Below are 17,355 nucleotides of genomic sequence, written 5' to 3'. Positions count from 1 at the left end.
CGAGGCGCCGCATGAAGCTCGGCTTCTTCACCATGCCGATCCACCCGCTGGGCAAGGACTGGCGGCAATGCTTGCGCGAGGATCAGGAGGCCTTCATCCTGGCCGACGAGCTCGGCTTCGCGGAAGGCTATTGCGGCGAGCACGCTACCGATCAGGCGGAGAACATCACCTCCTGCATGCTGTTTCTGGCGACGCTCATCGATCGGACCAGGACGATGAAGCTCGGCACCGGCACCGTGAACCTGCCGAACTCGCATCCGGCTGCGGTCGCATCCAACATCGCCATGCTCGACCACATGCTGGACGGCCGCTTCATCTTCGGCATCAGCCCGGGCGGTCTGATCTCGGACGCGGAGGTCTTCGGGAACCTGGACCAGGACCGGGCAGCCATGTTCCTGGAATGCATCAACACGATCCTGGAGATCTGGTCGCGCGAAGCGCCCTACAAGATCGAAGGCAAGTTCTGGAAGATCACGACAGAGCGCACGCTCCTCGCCGATATCGGGCAGGGTATCCTGCCCAAGCCGCTGCAGCGGCCGCATCCGCCGATCGTCGTCACGGCGGTCGCGCCCTTCTCGAAAGGCGTTACGGAGGCGGCGGCGCGCGGCTGGGACCCGATCTCGGCGAATTTCCTGATGCCGCCCTGGGTGAAGAGCCATTGGCCAAAATATGTCGAGGGCTGCGAGCGGGCGGGACGCGAGACCGACCTCGGCAAGTGGCGCGTGGCCCGCAGCGTCTTCGTGGCCGACGACCTCGCGACCGCCCGGGACTACGCCACGAACCCGAACAGCCCCTATCGCTTCTACTACAGCCAGATGCTCACGAAGATGAAGCGCGCCGGCCGGCTCGAGCTCTTCAAGACCAGCCGCGACATGCCGGACGATGAGGTGACGCTCGATTTCGTCTGCGACAAGCTCGTGACCTGGGGCACGCCGGACAAGGTCGCGGACGAGCTGCTCGCCTTCCGCGAGGAGGTCGGCCAGTTCGGCACCCTGCTCTATGCCGGCCATGACTGGGCGGACCGCGAGCTCGCGCGCCGCTCGATGGTGCTGCTCGCCGAGAAGGTGCTGCCGCAAGTGAACGCCGCTTCCCCGCCCCGGGCGGAGGCCGCTGAGTAATGCGCCGCCAAGCCGCGTTGCGGTGGCTCGAGCGGCGCGGCTTGCGGCCGTACAAGGCCTCCGAGGTCGGGTCGCGGGAGGACGCCAGCCAGGGGCGAATTCGTAGGGGCAGGCAGAGTGAGCGCTCAGCTCATCCCGGTCCCGGTCTCACGCTGGAAGAAGAGGAGATCGAGGGCCGGAGCATCGCCCAGGAGCCCGGTCAGCAGGCAATGCACCTGCCCGCGGTGATGCGTCTGATGGTTGAAGAAGTGGGCGAGCGCGGGCCCGAGCGGCTGGACCACCTCCTCGGGCGACGAGACGCGCCGGTAGCGGATGATTCCGACGAGATCGGCCTCGCCCAGACCCGCCGCATAGCTCTCGATGCGGCGGTCCTCCGCCTCCCGTGCCGCGCGCAGGTCGGGCAGTCGGTCGAACAGGATCGCATCGAGACGGTCGGCGACCTCGCCCTCGCCCGTGAAGCGGCGCATCCATATCCGGTCTGTGACCAGCAGGTGGTTCAGGGTGCCATGAACCGATTTGAAGAAGGCGCCGCGATCGGCCCGGTACTGCTCGTCCGGGAGCCGCGCCGCGGCATCATACAGGCGGCGATTCGCCCAAGAGTTGTAGGCCGCGAACATGCGGACATGCGGAAGCATCTCCATCGCTCATGCCGCCTTCTTCCCAGCCCCCTGGCCGTAGAAGGACCGGCCTGATTCCGCCATCTCGAGCAGAAGCTTGTTCGGCTGGAACCGGGCGCCATGTCTCGCCTGGAGGCTGCGCGCGAGCTCCACGAAGGCCTTCGCGCCCATCCCGTCGATATAGGAGAGCGCTCCGCCGGTGAACGGCGCGAAGCCGAAGCCGAGAATGGAGCCGACATCCGCCTCGCGCGGATCGGTCACGACGCCCTCCTCGACGGTGCGGGCCGCCTCGAGCGCCTGGACGACGAGGAACCGCTGCCTCAGCTCGGCGACGCTGACCGCATCGGGATCGAGCTTCGTCGGCTGGAGTTCGGCAAGGCCCGGCCATAGCTTCTTCTGGCCCTGGCCTTTCGGCGGATAGTCGTAGAAGCCCTTCGCGTTCTTCCGCCCGAGCCGTCCCTCGCGCTCGACCAGCGCGGTCAGGACGGCCTCCTGCGCCGGACTGACCGCCGCCTCCCCGACCTGCGCCTTCGTGGCCTTGACGATCCGGAGCGCGAGATCGAGGCCGACCTCGTCGTTCAGCGAGAGCGGCCCGACCGGCATGCCGGCGATGCGGGCCACGTTCTCGATCATGGCCGCCGGCACCCCTTCGGCCAGCATCAGGTGGCCCTCCAGGATGTAGGCGCCGACGCAGCGGTTGGCGAAGAAGCCGCGGGAATCGTTCACGACGATCGGCGTCTTCCTGATGGCGCGCACATAGTCGAGCGCGGTCGCGAGCGCCGCCTCTCCGGTCTCGCGGCCGGTGATGATCTCGACGAGCATCATCTTCTCGACCGGCGAGAAGAAATGGATGCCGATGAACTGCCCCGGCCGAGATGCCGATCTGGCCAGGCCTGAGATCGGCAGCGTGGAGGTGTTGGATGCGAAGATGCAGTCGGGACGGATCACCGCCTCGACCTGGCGGATCACCTCGTCCTTGACCTTCGGGTCCTCGAAGACGGCCTCGATGACCAGGTCGCATTCGGCGAGTGCCGCGTAGTCCGCCGTAGCCGTGATCCGCTCGAGCAGCGCGTCACGATCGGCCGACTTCGCCCGGCCCTTGTTGATCTGATCGGTGACGAGCTTGTGCGAATAGGCCTTTCCCTTGTCGGCAGCCTCCTGGTCGCGGTCGACGAGCACGACCTTCATGCCCGCGCTCGCGGTCACATAGGCGATGCCCGCCCCCATGAACCCGGCGCCGACGACGCCGACGCTGCGCAGGTCCGATCTCGGCACGCCTGCGGGACGGCGTGCGCCCTTTTCGAGCTCGCTCTTCGACAGGAACAGCGTGCGGATCATCGCGGCCGCCTCCCGCGATCTCAGGATGTTCGCGAAGTAGCGGCTCTCGACCTTGAGCGCGAGGTCCATCGGAAGCTGCAGGCCCTCGTAGACCGACTGCAGGATGGCTTTCGCGGCCGGGTAGTTGTCGTGCGTTTCGCGCCGATAGATGGCGTTGGCAGGAGGCCAGATCATCATCCCGGCCGGCGAATAGACCCTGCCGGACGGGGCCTTGAACTTCGGCAGATCCCAGGGTGCCACGGCCGATCCGCCGGCCCTGATCCAGGCCTTCGCCTTCTCGACGATCTCGCCCCGGGGGACCACCTCGTGCGCGAGCCCCATGTTCTTGGCCATCAGCGGCCGAAGCTGGTCGCCGCGAAAGAGAAGCTGGAGCGCGTCGCCGGTCGGCATGAGGCGGGCGATGCGCTGCGTCCCGCCCGCGCCTGGGAACAGCCCGACCTTGATCTCGGGCAGGCCGACGCGGGTCGCGTCGTCATTCGCCAGCACGCGGTAGTGGCAGGCAAGCGCGAGCTCGAAAGCGCCGCCGAGGCAGGTGCCCGCGACGGCCGTCGCGAAGGGCTTCCCGCAGGTTTCCAGCCGACGGTAGAGAAGCGAGAGCTTGCGCGATTCCTCGAAGAAGAAGCGCATCGCCTCGTACTCGCCCTTTTCGCCGGCGAGCCGGGCATACTCGGTCCCGAGTCCCTGGAGCATGGTGAGATCGGCGCCGCCTGAGAAGGTCTCCTTCCCGGACGTCACCACGCATCCCTTGACCGCCTCGTCGGACGCAACCTTCTCGACGATGGCGGACAGCTCCTGCATCACGTCCGGCGTGATGACGTTCATCGAACGCCCGGCCATGTCCCAGGTCGCGAGCGCGATTCCGTCGGCATCGACCTCGAAGCGGAAGTTCTGGAGGTTCATGGGCGTTCCTCGATCAGCTCGCCCTCGCCTTAGCAGAGACGCCGCGCCTTGTGAGCAGGGAACCCGCGCTCAATGGCGGAGCAGGTCGGCCAGGAGCGGGTGAGGTGTCGCGGCGAAGGGGTTCACGACCGTGACGCCGCGCCACACGAAGCCATCCTGCATGTTCTCGGTGAGCAGCATGCGGCACCCCGCCTCTGCGGAAGCGGCAAGGATGATGGCATCGAAGATCTGGAGCCGATGCGTGGTGGCCAGATCGAGAGCGGCCGACAAGGTGCTTTGAAGCGTCGGCGCTACCTCGGCGGCATCCTCGTATTCGCCAATCCGCTCACGCGCATCCACACGCTTGAGCCGCCCTTTCCGGCAGAGAACGCGATATGCCTCCGCGAGTACCTGTGCCGGCAGAACAAGCCCCGCCGACGTAGCTGCTTCAGAAACGTCGTGGCAAGCTGGGTTCGGCGTCGGTGGCCGAAGCGCTCCGCGTAGATGAGGATGTTCGTATCGGCGGCGACCATCAGAAGTCGTCGTCGTAGATGTCGTCCCGCGTCCAGGTAATCGGAATGTTCATCGCAGGCTGCGACTCAAGCCTGTCGAAGAGCTTCTTCAGGGCCGCCTGCCTGCGTGCGCGATCCTGCTCCTCCTCGGAGACCGGCTCGATCCGGGCGACAGGCTCACCGTGCGAGGTGATCACGACCGTCTCGCCCGCCTTCACCTCCCGGAGGAGCTTGGAGAAATGCCGGTTCGCATCGGCTGCGGAGACAGTGCGCATGGCCTGAGCGTAGTGAGCATCACTACTTTCGACAAGTCAGGCGGATGCGAGGTCCGGCGAGAGCGCGCGGACGACCTCGTCCGCCCTCACGATCGTCGCAAATTCTCCCGAGAGGTTGGCGAAGCTCATCGCGTGGATCGCCTCGGCCGGATACCTGTCGCCATCCGGCCCGCTGCGCTCGAAGGTCCAGGCCGCGTCGCTGACGAGGCGGGCGTCGTAGTCGAGATTGCCGGCCATGCGGGTCGTCGTCTCGACGCAATGGTTGGTCGTCGCCCCGACGATCACCAGCGACCCGCTCCCACGCGTGCGAAGAAGCTCGTCGAGATCGGTGCCGATGAAGGCGCTGTTAACGTGCTTCACGAGCACGGGCTCGCCGGGCAGCTCGCGCGCAAGATCCTGGACGGCGTAGCCGGAATGCTCGGGACGGAACACCGAGCTCGGCTCGCGCGAAGCGTGGCGGATATGGATCACGGGCGCCCCGGCCGCCCGGAAGGCGGCCAGCAGCTCCGCGATCCTGCCCTCCGCACCCGGGTTGTTGCGCGGCAGGCCGGACGCTGCGATCTCGTCGAACCCCTTCTGGACGTCGATGACCAGAAGGGCCGTCCTCGCCGGATCGAGGCGGGAGTTCTCGCTCACACCCGCTCGATGATGGTGGCCGTGCCCATGCCGGCGCCGATGCAGAGCGTGACGAGCGCAGTGGTCCTGTCCGTCCGCTCGAGCTCGTCGAGCACCGTCCCGAGGATCATCGCGCCGGTCGCGCCGAGCGGATGGCCCATGGCGATCGCACCGCCGCAGACGTTCAGCTTGTCCGGATCGATGTCGAAAGCCTGCCGATAGCGCAGGACCACGGACGCGAAGGCCTCGTTCAGCTCGAAAAGGTCGATATCGTCCCTCGTCATCCCGGAGCGGCGGAAGAGCTTCTCGGTCACGTCGACGGGGCCGGTCAGCATCATGGCCGGCTCGGACCCGATATTGGCGAAGGCCCGTATGCGGGCGCGCGGCTTCAGCCCGGCAGCGTTCCCGACCTCCCTGTTCCCGATGAGCACGGCCGCGGCGCCGTCCACGATGCCGGACGAATTGCCGGCATGGTGGACGTGGTTCACGCCCTCGATCTCGGGATGGGCGTCCACGGCCACGGCGTCGAAACCACCCATCTCGCCCATCTGCACGAAGGAGGGCTTCAGCGCGCCGAGCGACTGCATGTCGGTGCCCGGCCGCATGTGCTCGTCATGGTCGAGGATGATGAGGTTGTTCACGTCGCGCACCGGCACGACGGAGCGGGCGAAGCGTCCCTCCTCCCAGGACCGGGCGGCGCGCTTCTGCGACTCCACCGCATAGGCGTCCACGTCGTCCCGCGAGAAGCCGTACTTCGTCGCGATCAGATCGGCAGAGACTCCCTGCGGCATGAAGTAGGACTTGATCGCGATCGCGGGATCGACGGGCCAGGCGCCGCCGGACGCGCCGATGCCGACCCGGCTCATCGATTCGACGCCGCCCGCCACCGCCATGTCCTGCTGGCCCGCCATGACCTGCGCGGCTGCGAAGTTCACGGCGTCCAGGCCCGAGGCGCAGAAGCGGTTGAGCTGGACCCCGGGGACGTGATCGCCGTAATCGGCCACCAGCGCCGCAGCGCGGGCGATGTCGCCGCCCGCCTCGCCGACCGGATCGACGCAGCCGAGCACGACGTCGTCCACGAGCTTCGTGTCGAGCCCGTTGCGGTCGCGGATCGCCCGCAGGGCGGTCTCGGCCAGCCGGAGCGACGTCACCTCGTGCAGCGCCCCGTCCGGCTTGCCGCGCCCGCGCGGGGTACGAACGTGGTCGTAGATGTAAGCTTCGGGCATCGTGCCTCCGGTGCCGCTTCGTTCCGCCCGGCCGCGCTCAGGCTCTTCAGCTATATAGGGCGGCGCCGCGCTAGAACATCTCGGCCGGCAGCGCCATGATCGCGTCCGACCCCGCCCGGATGCGCCGGGCGAGCGCGCCCGCCTCGGGCATCATGCGCTCCATGAAGAAGCGCCCCGTCACGAGCTTCGCGTCCATGCGGGCCGCGGCGCCGTCGCCCGCCGCCTTACGGGCGAGCGCCGCCTTGGCCATCTTACCCCACATGTAGCCCAGGGCCACGAGCCCCATGAGGTGCATGTACTCGGTCGCGCCGGCGCCTGCATTGTCGGGCTTCGCCATCGCGTTCTGCATGAACCACATGGTCGCACCCTGGAGCTGCTCGAGGCCCTTCGCGAGAGGTTCGACGAAGGGCTTCATGCCGTCCTCGGCGCCGTTCTCCCGGCAGAACGCCTCGACCTCGCCCATGAACGCCATCAGGGCGCGCCCGCCGTCCTTGGGCAGCTTGCGGCCGACGAGGTCCATCGCCTGGATGCCGTTCGCGCCCTCGTAGATCATGGCGATGCGGGCGTCGCGTACGAACTGCTCCATGCCCCATTCGGCGATGTAGCCGTGCCCCCCGAGCACCTGCTGCGCCCGCACCGCGTTCTCGAAGCCGAGATCGGTCAGGACGCCCTTGACCACCGGGGTAAGGAGCCCGAGCCGGTCGTCCGCAGCCTGCCGCTCGGCAGGATCCTCGGAGCGATGCGCCACGTCCGAGCTCAGCGCCGCCCAGAGCACCAGCGCGCGCGCCGCCTCGTTGAAGGCGCGCACGAGCATGAGGTTCCGGCGGACGTCCGGGTGGACGATGATCGGATCGGCCGGCTTGTCAGGCGCCGCGGCACCCGTGAGCGCCCTGCCCTGCAGGCGCTCCTTGGCGTAGGAGGCGGCGTTCTGGTAGGCGACCTCCGACTGGGCGAGCCCCTGCACGCCCACGGCGAGGCGCGCCTCGTTCATCATCACGAACATGGCGTTGAGACCGCGGTTCTCCTGCCCCACGAGCCAGCCTTTCGCGCCGTCGTAGTTCATCACGCAGGTGGCGTTCGCGTGGATGCCCATCTTGTGCTCGATGGAGCCGCAGGAGACGCCGTTCCGCGGCCCGAGCGAACCGTCGCCGTTCACCAGGAATTTCGGGACGACGAAGAGCGAGATGCCCTTGGTTCCGGCCGGCGCGCCCTCGATCCGGGCAAGCACCAGGTGGACGATGTTCTCCGACAGGTCATGCTCGCCGGCCGAGATGAAGATCTTGGTGCCGGTGATCGCATAGGAGCCGTCGCCGTTCGGGACCGCCTTCGTCTTGAGGAGGCCGAGATCCGTGCCGCAATGCGGCTCGGTCAGGTTCATGGTGCCCGTCCAGGCGCCCTCGACCATTTTCGGCAGGAAGGTCCGCTTCTGATCCGGCGAGCCATGCACGAGGAGCGCCGCGATGGCGCCCTGGGTCAGGCCGGGATACATGCCGAAGGCGAGATTGGCCGAGGAGATGAACTCCTGCATGACGGTGTTGATGGTGTGCGGCAGGTCCTGCCCGCCATACTCCGCCGGCGCCGCGAGCCCCATCCAGCCGCCCGCGGCATAGGCCCTGTAGGCCTCCCTGAACCCCTTGGGCGTGGTCACCGATCCGTCGGGATGGCGCGTGCAGCCCTCCTGGTCGCCGGGCAGATTCAGCGGCGCGATGACCTCCTCACAGAACTTCGCGCCTTCCTGAAGGATGGCGTCGATCACGTCAGGACTCGCTTCGGCGAAACCCGCGAGATTGTTGAAGCGGTCGATCCCCAGAACATCCTGGAGTATGAACTTCACATCTTCGACGGGCGCCTTGTAGCTCGGCATCTGATCGCCTTCTGTCCAGCCTGATCGACGGCCCGGACAGATACCGCAAAGCCACGTCCGCACAAGCTCGTGTGCGCAAGTGTAAAGCACGCTGGCAGGACCTTAACGTGCTGTTTACCTTGATCGTAAATCCTTGATCAGCGACGTGGCTCGTCAACTTTCCCTTTAAGAAAGGCGGCCCGACGCTCTGTTGGCGTAGCGGTCCGCCCGAGGGGCAAGGCGGGTCGCGCGTACCGCCCCCTCGCGGCATGAGCGATCGATGAGACAGAACGTCCCTTTGCGTAGGCCGGGCTCCGTCGAGAGCGAAACCGACCGCGCGAGCCGCAGCATCGACGAGTGGCTGGACGCAGCTGTCGCCGAGCAGGCGCGCCGCTCCCGGGAGGGTGACAACCGAACAGGCGCGAGCTCGGACCTGCCGCCAGCCCCCGATACGGTGCGCGAGCGCGACGCTCCCGCCGCACGATCGAGCACGGCACTCGGCTCGATGAGCGCCTGGATCGAACGCGCGCAGGAGGACTTGGCCGAGGCGGGTAGAGCTCCCGAGCCGCCCAGGGGCGGCATCGATGCGCTGAGCGCGGTCGAGCGGCTGGATCACGGTCCGGCAGAGCGCTCCCGCTCCGAGGCGCTCGCGGCGCAGGAGGAGGCCTTCCGGAAGCTGGAGAACCGCATCCGCGAGATCGCGGGCCGCCTCGAAGCCCCAAGCGGCGCCGTGCGCAAGCCCGTGCCCCGGCACATCGAAGACGCGGTGGTCGAGATCCGCGCGCGCCAAGCCGCGCTCGAGGATGAAATCGCTCCCTCCCCGATCGCGGAGGCCGCGCCCGCGCGGATGCTTGCGCCGTCCTCCTCACGCCGGCCGGCGGCGGAGGAGCTGTCCGCCATGCCGACGAAAGTCGCCCCGGCGAGCAGTCTGGAGGCGTTGCGTCAGGACGTCGACAGGCTGCACGGCTCCCTGGCGGCGCTGGCCACGCGCTCCGATCTCGGGACGCTCGAGCGCTCCATCAGCATGCTGGCGCAGGAGATCGCGGAGCTTCGCACAGGGGGCGGCAACCTCGCCCCGGTCGAGGCCGAGGTCGAAGCGCTCCAGGTCGAGGTCAAGCGGCTTGCCGGGACCGGCAGCATGCCGACGGAAGGCATCGGCAAGCTCGCGCGGGACATCGACATCGTCTCGCACAAGCTGGACATCGTGGCCGCGAGCGGCATCGATCCGGCCGCCATTGACGCGCTCTCGCGGGAGGTGGCCGATGTCAAGCGAATGCTCGGCGGCATGGCGGTCCCAGCCGACATCAGCGCGCTCAGCGACCAGCTCGGCGACCTGAAGCTCGACCTCGCGCGCATCGGAAGCCGGCAGATCGATTCCGACGACTTCACGTCCCTCCGGGTCGCTTTCGAAGAGATGCGCGACGCCCTCTCGTCGGGGGCGCCGTCCGGACGGCTGGAGCTGAGCGCGGCGGATATCCAGCAGGCGACCAAGGACGAGCTGCAGCCCATCGCCTCCATGCTCGTGATGCTGATCGAGAAGATCGAACGGCTCGAGCGGCATGCCTCCGACCCCGAGATGCTGGAGCAGATCGAGCGGCAGATTGCCGGGCTCTCCGCCACGATCGGCTCGACCGCCTCGCGCGATCCGGCGCTCTCGGATCTGAGCCAGGCGATGACCGACCTCATGAGCGAGGTCGCAAGCTGGCGCCAAGGCACGATCGACATTGCCGAGCAGGCGGCCCGCAGCGCCGTCGAGCGCACGCTTCAGGCCATGCGCGAGGGCGCGCCGGCTGCAGGCCCATCGGCTTCCCCTCAGGCCTATATCGACGAGCACCGGCCTGATCTCGTCGCCTCTCCCGACCTGCCCATCCGGGCTTCCGGGGGGCACGAAGAGCCGCCCGGGCACGCCGTTGGCGAGGAGGCGGTCGGGGTTCCGGCCGGCCTCGCGCCGCTCAGCGACACGGCCTTGCGGCGCCTCAACGAGGCGGTCCTCAGCTCCGGCCTCTCGGATGCGGACCGGCCGCTTCCCCGCGCGCCGGAGAACGAGGTCCTGCTCGAGCCTGGCGCGGGACGTCCCCGTTCCGGCACCGAGGCCCCTGCACCCGAGACCGGTGCGGAAGATCCGCGCGACATCAAGGCGAGCTTCATTGCGGCTGCGCGCCGCGCGGCTCAGGCGGCCGCGGCGGATGCCGAAAAGGGCAAGGGCCGGCCGCTCGACAGGCTCGCCTCGGCCGAGGAGGGATCCGGACAGGCCAGAATCCGGGGCGTGCTGGACCGCCTTCGCCGTCCGCTGCTGGTCAGCGCCGCAGCCCTCGTGGTGGCCATCGGCGGATACCGTCTGCTCGCCGAGTTGACGGCGGAGCAGCCGTCGCAGATCGCCGCCCTGAAGCCGCCGCCTGCAGCGTCCCAGGCTCCAGCGCCGGTGATCACGGCGGGCGCGCCCATGAAGGTCGCTGCCCTGCCGGAAGCGCCGGAGCCGACGACAACGCAATCCGTCGCGCCGCCCCGCGAGGTTCCGGCGATTTCGCAACAGCAACAGGGGGTTGCGGCCGAGCCCTCCTCCGCGGCCCAGGCGAATGCCGGCGCCGCCGGCGGCCAGCCGCCCGCCATCGACGGATTAGGCCAAAAGGAGGTCTCGCAGCTTCCGCCCGTGCCGGCCTCGACCGTGCCTCCGCCAAAACCGCCGATTGCCCCAGAGGGCACGAGCGGGATCCCGTCCTCGCTCAGGCAGGCGGCGGCGGGCGGCGACGCGGCCGCCCTGTACGAGCTCGCCTCCCGCACGATGGAAGGGCGCGGGGTGGCGCGCGACCCGCGGGCGGCCGTCGCTCTTTTCGAGAAGGCGGGCGAGAAGAACCTGGCGATCGCTCAATACCGAGCCGGCAATGCCTACGAGAAGGGCATCGGGGTCGCCCGCGACGTCGAGGCGGCGCGGCGCTGGTATCAGCGCGCCGCGGAGAACGGAAACACCCGCGCCATGCACAATCTCGCCGTGCTGATGGCCGAGGGCGTAGGCGGCAAGCCGGACTATGCGGGCGCGATGACCTGGTTCCAGAAGGCTGCCGATCAAGGCGTCCGCGACAGCCAGTTCAACCTGGCCGTCCTGCTCGCGCGCGGCCTCGGCACCCAGCCGGACCTCGTCCGCTCCTATGCCTGGTTCGCGATCGCGGCCGCGCAGGGCGACGATGAGGCAGGCCGCAAGCGCGACGAGGTCGGCGCGCGGCTCCAGCCGGCAGACCTCGCCCGCGCCAAGAGCATCGTCGAGCGCTGGCGGGTGACGCCGCCGAACCAGGCCACCAACGAGGCCCCGTCCCCCGCGACCTGGTCCACCGATGCCCAGATCAAGGCGCCCGGGCGAGCGTAGCGCCGCGTCGGGGCCGTCCCTGCCGAGCCCGAGCACGGCGGGGGCTCGATCTTCAGCGCGGGTTTAGAACGAAGGCGCTAGGATGATCGCGACCCGGTTGCGGCCGGGGCGATCATGCCGCGCCTGTCCGCGCGGCGCTTGGGACTGCCGCCTTGCAGATTTACCTGCCCATCGCGGAGATGCCGGTCAGCATCCTGCTCCTGCTCGCGATGGGAGCGGCGGTGGGCTTCGTGTCCGGCCTGTTCGGCATCGGCGGCGGGTTTCTGATGACCCCGCTCCTCATCTTTCTCGGAATCCCGCCCGCGGTCGCGGTGGCTACGCAATCGGCCCAGATCGCCGCCTCCTCGACCACCGGTACGCTCGCTGCGCTGCGGCGCGACGCGCTCGACGTGAAGCTCGCGCTGGTGTTGGTCGGCGGCGGCTTCGTCGGCACCTCGCTCGGCGTCTGGTTCTTTGCGGCGCTGCGCCGCGCCGGCCAGCTCGAGCTGGTCATCGTCCTCTCCTACGTGACACTCTTCACCGTGCTCGGCTCGCTGATGCTGGCCGAAAGCCTGCGCGAGTTCTGGTCCTCGCGCCGCGGCGTGACCCGCCCCCGGCGACGCGCGGGTGAGCATCCGGCCTATCTCGGCCTGCCGTTCCGGATGCGCTTCCCGCGCTCGCGGCTCTATTCGAGCGTCATCCCGATCCTCGGGCTTGCCCTCACGGTCGGCTTCATCGGCGCGGTGCTGGGGATTGGCGGCGCCTTCATCATAGTCCCGGCGCTGCTGTACCTGTTCCGGGTCCCCACGACCGTGGTCATAGGCACGTCGCAGGCGCAGGTGCTCTGCACCGCGCTCCTCGCGGTCGTGCTGCAGGCCGCGCTCAACGGCGCGGTGGACATCATCCTGGCCCTCCTCCTCATCCTCGGCGGCGTGTTCGGAGCGCAGTTCGGCGCCCGCGCCGGCCGCGCGCTCCGGGCCGAACTCTTCCGCTTCCTCCTCGCCATCCTGATCCTCGCGGTCGGGCTGCGCTTCATGATCGAGATCGTGGTGCGCCCGACCGAGCCCTACGCCATCCAGGAGATTCGGCGGTGAGGACGCGGCGCGTCCTCGTCCTTCTCTGCGTCGGCCTGCTTTGGCCGGCTGCGGCCGCGGCCGAGCGCCTCGTCCTTTCGCTCTCGACCAACCTGGTCGCCGTGGGCTCGACCTATACGGGCGCGCGGCTCGTGGCCTTCGGGGTAATCGAGCGCGACGCCCAGACAGTCTCGCGGGCCGGACCCTACGACGTGGTCGTTACCGTTCGCGGCCCGCGGGAGGCGGTCACGATCCGGCGCAAGGAACGGCTCGGCCCGATCTGGCTGAACCGCGCACAGCAGAAATTCGTGCAGGTTCCCTCATTTCTCGCCGTCATGTCGACCCGCCCCCTGACGGAGGTGGCCAGCGAGATCATGCGTCGTCGCTTCCGGCTCGGCATCGAGGCCGTGGTGAGCGCACCCGAATTCACGATCGAGCGCGGGGTCGAAGACGATCCCTTCCGGACCGCGCTCGTGCGCCTGAAAGGGCGGGAGCGGCTCTATTTCGAGAACCCGCGCGCGGTGACCTTCGTGGCGGGCGAGTTCTTCCGGGCACCGATCCCGCTTCCCGCCACGGCGCCGGTCGGGAACTACGATGTCGAGGTGAGCCTGGTTGCGGACGGCATCGTGGTCGCGCGACGCAATGCCAGTTTCGAACTGGTAAAGACGGGCCTGGAGGAACAGATCACGGAGTTCGCGCGTGACCGCCCGGTCCTGTCCGGCTTCACGGCGGCCGGAATGGCTCTCTTCTTCGGCTGGCTCGCGAGCGTGATCTTCCGCCGCGACTGAGCCTCAGCCCTTCGCGAGCAAGCGGGCGAGGCGGAGCAGCATGTCGCGATCCGCGGGATCCCGGATCGATCCGAAGTGCCTCATCAGCTCGGCTCCCTCACGCCCCGCATCATAGGGCACTCCGGTCTCCTCGAAGCCGGGCGCGGCAGTTGCGCCCTCGCCGATCAGGGCCTGGACCGGTACCCGGAGCAGGCCCGCGGCCTGGCGCAGCCGGCCTCCGGACATCCGGCTCGTGCCCTTCTCGTATTTCTGAACCTGCTGGTAGCTCACGCCCAGCGCATTCGCGAGCGCTTCCTGGGTGATGTCGGCGGCGTTGCGGAGCGCCTTCAGCCGAGCCCCGACCTCGCGGTCCTGCTCCGTCGGGCGGCGGGGATCCTGGCGCCCACCGTTAGCTGTTCGCTGCCGTACCACGGGGTTCCGGGGTATCGGAGGGCCGCCGCCCTGTGTACCGAATTCGGGTTGTAAATACGCTCGGCCACGCACACTCAAAGCGTGCAAATGCCAAGTGCTCAGTCTCCGCACAGGGCGGCGGGCGCGAGCGCGAAGAGGCGGTTGCGACCGATCACATGCGCCGTGAAGCCGGACGGGAACAGGGGCCCGAAGACTTCGTCGCAGGCATTCAGGCCGCCCGCATAGGCGCCGAAGGCCGGCAGGACGCAGCGGTCGCCGTCGCTCAGGAAGGCCTTCGCCCGGACGCTCCGGCCATAGAGGACGACCTTTGCCACCGGGTGCAGGTGCCCCGCCAGCTCGCGGCAGGCGCCGGCAGCCGGATGGTGCCGGAGCCGCAGCGGCCCGAGCTCCGTCTCCGGCAGCACCTCGCCGCCGATCTCGGGACGCAGGTCCGGATCGTGATTGCCGGTGATCCAGATCCAGTCGAGCCCGGCCATGGCCTCGGCCAGCGCCCGGCGCTCCGCTTCGCCGAGCCGTTCCGGCCCACGGCGGTCGTGGAAGCTGTCGCCGAGCGCGACAACCCTGCGCGGAAGATACCGCCCGATCACCCCGGCGAGAGACGCGATCGTGGCACGGGTGTCGTAGGGCGGCAGGAACGAGCCCCGGCGCGCATAGGACGAGCCCTTCTCCAGGTGCAGGTCAGCGACGACCAGCGCCTTCTCGGCAGTGAAGAACATCGCCCCGGACGGATCGAGGAGGCAGGCGAGCCCGGCTATTTCCGTCTCCGCCGCGGCGATCTTCTGCGGCAGGGCCATCGCGGCCGCATTCACGCCAGAGCTTCCTCGAGCAACATCGCCTCCGCTTCCGCCAGGATCTCGTCCGCCGCTTCCCCGATCACGCTCTCGCGCCCGATCTCGAGGATGAGCGAGATGGCGAGCGGCGAGACGCGATCGAGCGCCTTATGCCTGATTCGTCCCCTGATGCGGACGAGCATCGCGCCGAGCCGCTTCACATCCAGGAGACCCGTCGCCGCATCGGCCCGGGCGGCCCGGAGTAGGATGTGGTCCGGCTCGTGCCGCCGCAGCACGTCGTAGACGAGGTCCGTCGAGACCGTGACCTGCCGCCGCGTCTTGCGCTCGCCCGGATGATTGCGCTCGATCAGCCCCGCGATGACGGCGCAATCGCGGAACGTGCGCTTCATCATGGCCGATTCCGCGAGCCATTCCTCCAGATCGTCGCCGAGCATGTCCTCGCCGAACAGCGTGTCGAGAAAGCCCGGCTCCCGCTCGGCCATCTCTCCGACATCGCCCATGCACCAGGTGGCTATCCCGTAGTCATTCGCCACGAAGCCGAGCGGCCGCAGCCGCGCGCGTTCGAGCCGCCGCGTGAGGAGCATGCCGAGCGTCTGGTGGGCGAGCCTGCCCTCGAACGGAAAGGCGACGAGGTAGTGCCGGCGCTGCCGGGGAAAGGTCTCGACAAGCATCTCGCCGGGAGCCGGGATGAGAGATCGCCGCCGCTGCTGTTCCAGCCATTCCCCCGCGCCCATGGGAAGGCGGTGCCACTCGGCCGGCTCGGCCAGGATGCCCCGGACCCGCGCGGCCAGGAAGGTCGAGAGGGGAAACTTGGCTCCCGCATAGGCCGGGATCTTCGGGTCCGTGCCGGCCGTCGCGCGCGTGACCAGCGCCTCGTCCTCTTGGATCGCCTCGAAGCGGAGGATCTCGCCGGCGAAGATGAAGGTGTCGCCCGGGCTCATCGCCTCCACGAAGCCCTCCTCGACCTCGCCGAGGATGCGCCCACGGCGGGGCGCCACCGCTCCCGCCTTGCCGGGGGAGGAGCGGGAGAGCCGCACCTTCAGCATCGTCGCCTCGGTGATCGTCCCGACATTCATCCGGTATTGCTGCGCGACCCGGCCGTCGCGGACGCGCCAGCGGCCGTCCGCTCCACGGACGATCTTGGCGAAGCGCTCATAGGCGCGCAGCGCGTAGCCGCCGGTCGCGACGAAATCGACGACCGCCCCGAAATCCTCCCAGGAGAGGTCGGCGTAGGGTGCCGCCTGGCGCACCTCGTCGTAGAGCTCCTCCAGGGCGAAGGGCTCCGCGCAGGCCCGGCCGAGCACGTGCTGGGCAAGCACGTCGAGCGCCCCGGTGCGCGGGTCCGGCGTGTCCTGTGCAGCCACGGCAATCGCGTCGAGCGCCGCCTGACATTCGAGGATCTCGAACCTGTTCGTCGGCGCGAGATAGGCCTTGGACGGCTCCTCCATGCGGTGATTGGCGCGCCCGATGCGCTGCATGATGCGGGAGGCACCCTTCGGCGCCCCCACATTCACGACGAGATCGACGTCGCCCCAGTCGATGCCGAGATCGAGCGTCGCCGTGCAGACGACGGCCTTGAGCTTGCCGGCCGTCATGGCCGCCTCCACCCGGCGGCGCTGCTCGACATCGAGCGAACCGTGATGGATCGCGATCGGCAGGACGTCGTCGTTCAGCCGCCAGAGCTCCTGGAAGGTGTATTCGGCCTGGAAGCGCGTGTTGGTGAAGACGAGCGTCGTCTTGTGCTCGCGGATGAGCCCGTAGATGGCCGGCATCGCAGACGGCCCGAGATGGCCGGCGAGCGGCAGGTCGTGCCCGAGATCGAGGATACGGATGTCGGGCTCCGCACCACCTTCCACGACGACGAGGTCCGCCAGAGCCGGCGCCCCGCGCCCCTGCCCCACCAGATACCGGCGCAGCGCATCCGGCTCGCGCACCGTCGCCGAGAGGCCCGTAGCGGCGAAGGTGGGCGCGATGGCCCGAAGGCGGGCGAGATCGAGCGACAGGAGGTCGCCCCGCTTCGACGTCACGAGCGCGTGCAACTCGTCGAGCACGACGCGTTTGAGACCGCCGAAGAGCTCCGATGCGCTCGGGCTCGCGAGCATCAGGGCAAGCTGCTCGGGCGTGGTCATCAGGATGTCGGGCGGCCGCTCGACCTGGCGCTTGCGCTTCGCCGCCGGGGTGTCGCCCGTCCGACTCTCGATGCGGATCGGGAGCTCCATCTCGCGCACCGGCGTCTCAACATTGCGGGCGACGTCGATCGCGAGCGCCTTGAGCGGCGAGATATAGAGCGTGTGCAGCCCCCTTCCCTTCAGCGGGGCCGGCCCGGTTTCCGCGAGATCAACCAGGCTCGGCAGGAAGCCGGCCAGCGTCTTGCCGGCACCGGTCGGCGCGACCAGGAGCGTCGAGCGGCCGTCCCGCGCCTTCGCAAGAAGCTCGATTTGGTGCCGCCGGGGCGCCCAGCCGCGAGACGCGAACCATTCGCGAAAGCGCGCGGGAAGGAGGGGCGCCGTTGTCATGCGTCCGTGTACA

General features: G+C 68.9%; 13 protein-coding genes and 1 pseudogene. 4 read left to right on the top strand and 10 right to left on the bottom strand.

What is annotated here, in order from left to right:
* Positions 1-11 precede the first annotated feature (11 nt).
* Positions 12-1,118: an LLM class flavin-dependent oxidoreductase gene (locus HJG44_RS00820; protein ID WP_171216455.1), complete on the top strand. Its 1,107-nt coding sequence runs from the start codon at positions 12-14 to the stop codon at positions 1,116-1,118.
* A gap of 125 nt (positions 1,119-1,243) precedes the next feature.
* Here the strand turns inward: HJG44_RS00820 and HJG44_RS00815 are convergent, their stop codons facing one another.
* The 7 genes and pseudogenes from HJG44_RS00815 to HJG44_RS00785 form a co-directional block, all read right to left on the bottom strand.
* Positions 1,244-1,753 (bottom strand): DinB family protein, encoded by a 510-nt coding sequence (locus HJG44_RS00815; RefSeq protein WP_171217235.1) that lies wholly within the window; start codon positions 1,751-1,753, stop codon positions 1,244-1,246.
* Positions 1,754-1,762: 9 nt separating this feature from the next.
* Complete coding sequence (locus HJG44_RS00810; protein WP_171216454.1) at positions 1,763-3,973, bottom strand: FAD-dependent oxidoreductase; 2,211 nt, start codon at positions 3,971-3,973, stop codon at positions 1,763-1,765.
* Positions 3,974-4,042: 69 nt separating this feature from the next.
* Positions 4,043-4,384: pseudogene (locus tag HJG44_RS00805) on the bottom strand (PIN domain-containing protein); the annotation flags it as partial.
* 100 nt (positions 4,385-4,484) lie between these two features.
* Positions 4,485-4,739 (bottom strand): type II toxin-antitoxin system Phd/YefM family antitoxin, encoded by a 255-nt coding sequence (locus tag HJG44_RS00800; protein ID WP_171216453.1) that lies wholly within the window; start codon positions 4,737-4,739, stop codon positions 4,485-4,487.
* Positions 4,740-4,775: 36 nt separating this feature from the next.
* Positions 4,776-5,375: an isochorismatase family protein gene (locus HJG44_RS00795; RefSeq protein WP_171216452.1), complete on the bottom strand. Its 600-nt coding sequence runs from the start codon at positions 5,373-5,375 to the stop codon at positions 4,776-4,778.
* Positions 5,372-6,580 carry an acetyl-CoA C-acetyltransferase gene (locus tag HJG44_RS00790; RefSeq protein ID WP_171216451.1) on the bottom strand — a complete coding sequence of 403 codons (1,209 nt, stop codon included), beginning with the start codon at positions 6,578-6,580 and terminating at the stop codon, positions 5,372-5,374. Before HJG44_RS00790 ends, HJG44_RS00795 begins: the two co-directional genes overlap by 4 nt.
* A 70-nt stretch (positions 6,581-6,650) precedes the next feature.
* Positions 6,651-8,444 carry an acyl-CoA dehydrogenase C-terminal domain-containing protein gene (locus HJG44_RS00785; RefSeq protein ID WP_171216450.1) on the bottom strand — a complete coding sequence of 598 codons (1,794 nt, stop codon included), beginning with the start codon at positions 8,442-8,444 and terminating at the stop codon, positions 6,651-6,653.
* A gap of 259 nt (positions 8,445-8,703) precedes the next feature.
* On the opposite strand from HJG44_RS00785, the gene HJG44_RS00780 reads away from it, so the two are divergent.
* From HJG44_RS00780 to HJG44_RS00770, 3 genes are all read left to right on the top strand, one after another.
* Positions 8,704-11,784, top strand: a complete 3,081-nt coding sequence (locus HJG44_RS00780; protein ID WP_171216449.1) for an SEL1-like repeat protein — start codon at positions 8,704-8,706, stop codon at positions 11,782-11,784.
* A gap of 152 nt (positions 11,785-11,936) precedes the next feature.
* Positions 11,937-12,857 carry a sulfite exporter TauE/SafE family protein gene (locus tag HJG44_RS00775; RefSeq protein WP_171216448.1) on the top strand — a complete coding sequence of 307 codons (921 nt, stop codon included), beginning with the start codon at positions 11,937-11,939 and terminating at the stop codon, positions 12,855-12,857.
* Positions 12,854-13,624, top strand: coding sequence for a TIGR02186 family protein (locus HJG44_RS00770; RefSeq protein ID WP_171216447.1), 771 nt, complete (start codon positions 12,854-12,856; stop codon positions 13,622-13,624). The genes HJG44_RS00775 and HJG44_RS00770 overlap by 4 nt, the downstream gene beginning before the upstream one ends.
* Before the next feature lie 3 nt (positions 13,625-13,627).
* Here the strand turns inward: HJG44_RS00770 and HJG44_RS00765 are convergent, their stop codons facing one another.
* The 3 genes from HJG44_RS00765 to HJG44_RS00755 form a co-directional block, all read right to left on the bottom strand.
* Complete coding sequence (locus HJG44_RS00765) at positions 13,628-14,035, bottom strand: helix-turn-helix domain-containing protein (protein ID WP_171216446.1); 408 nt, start codon at positions 14,033-14,035, stop codon at positions 13,628-13,630.
* 98 nt (positions 14,036-14,133) lie between these two features.
* On the bottom strand, positions 14,134-14,829 hold the full coding sequence (pdeM, locus tag HJG44_RS00760) for a ligase-associated DNA damage response endonuclease PdeM (protein ID WP_171217233.1): 696 nt from the start codon (positions 14,827-14,829) through the stop codon (positions 14,134-14,136).
* Positions 14,830-14,840: 11 nt separating this feature from the next.
* The gene (locus HJG44_RS00755) at positions 14,841-17,342 is read right to left on the bottom strand and encodes a ligase-associated DNA damage response DEXH box helicase (protein WP_171216445.1); all 2,502 of its coding nucleotides are present in this window, start codon (positions 17,340-17,342) and stop codon (positions 14,841-14,843) included.
* Positions 17,343-17,355: the final 13 nt, after the last annotated feature.

The sequence above is a fragment of the Enterovirga aerilata genome (genome assembly GCF_013044135.1).
GTDB lineage: Bacteria > Pseudomonadota > Alphaproteobacteria > Rhizobiales > Beijerinckiaceae > Enterovirga > Enterovirga aerilata.
This window is presented reverse-complemented; position numbering and strand designations above follow the sequence as displayed.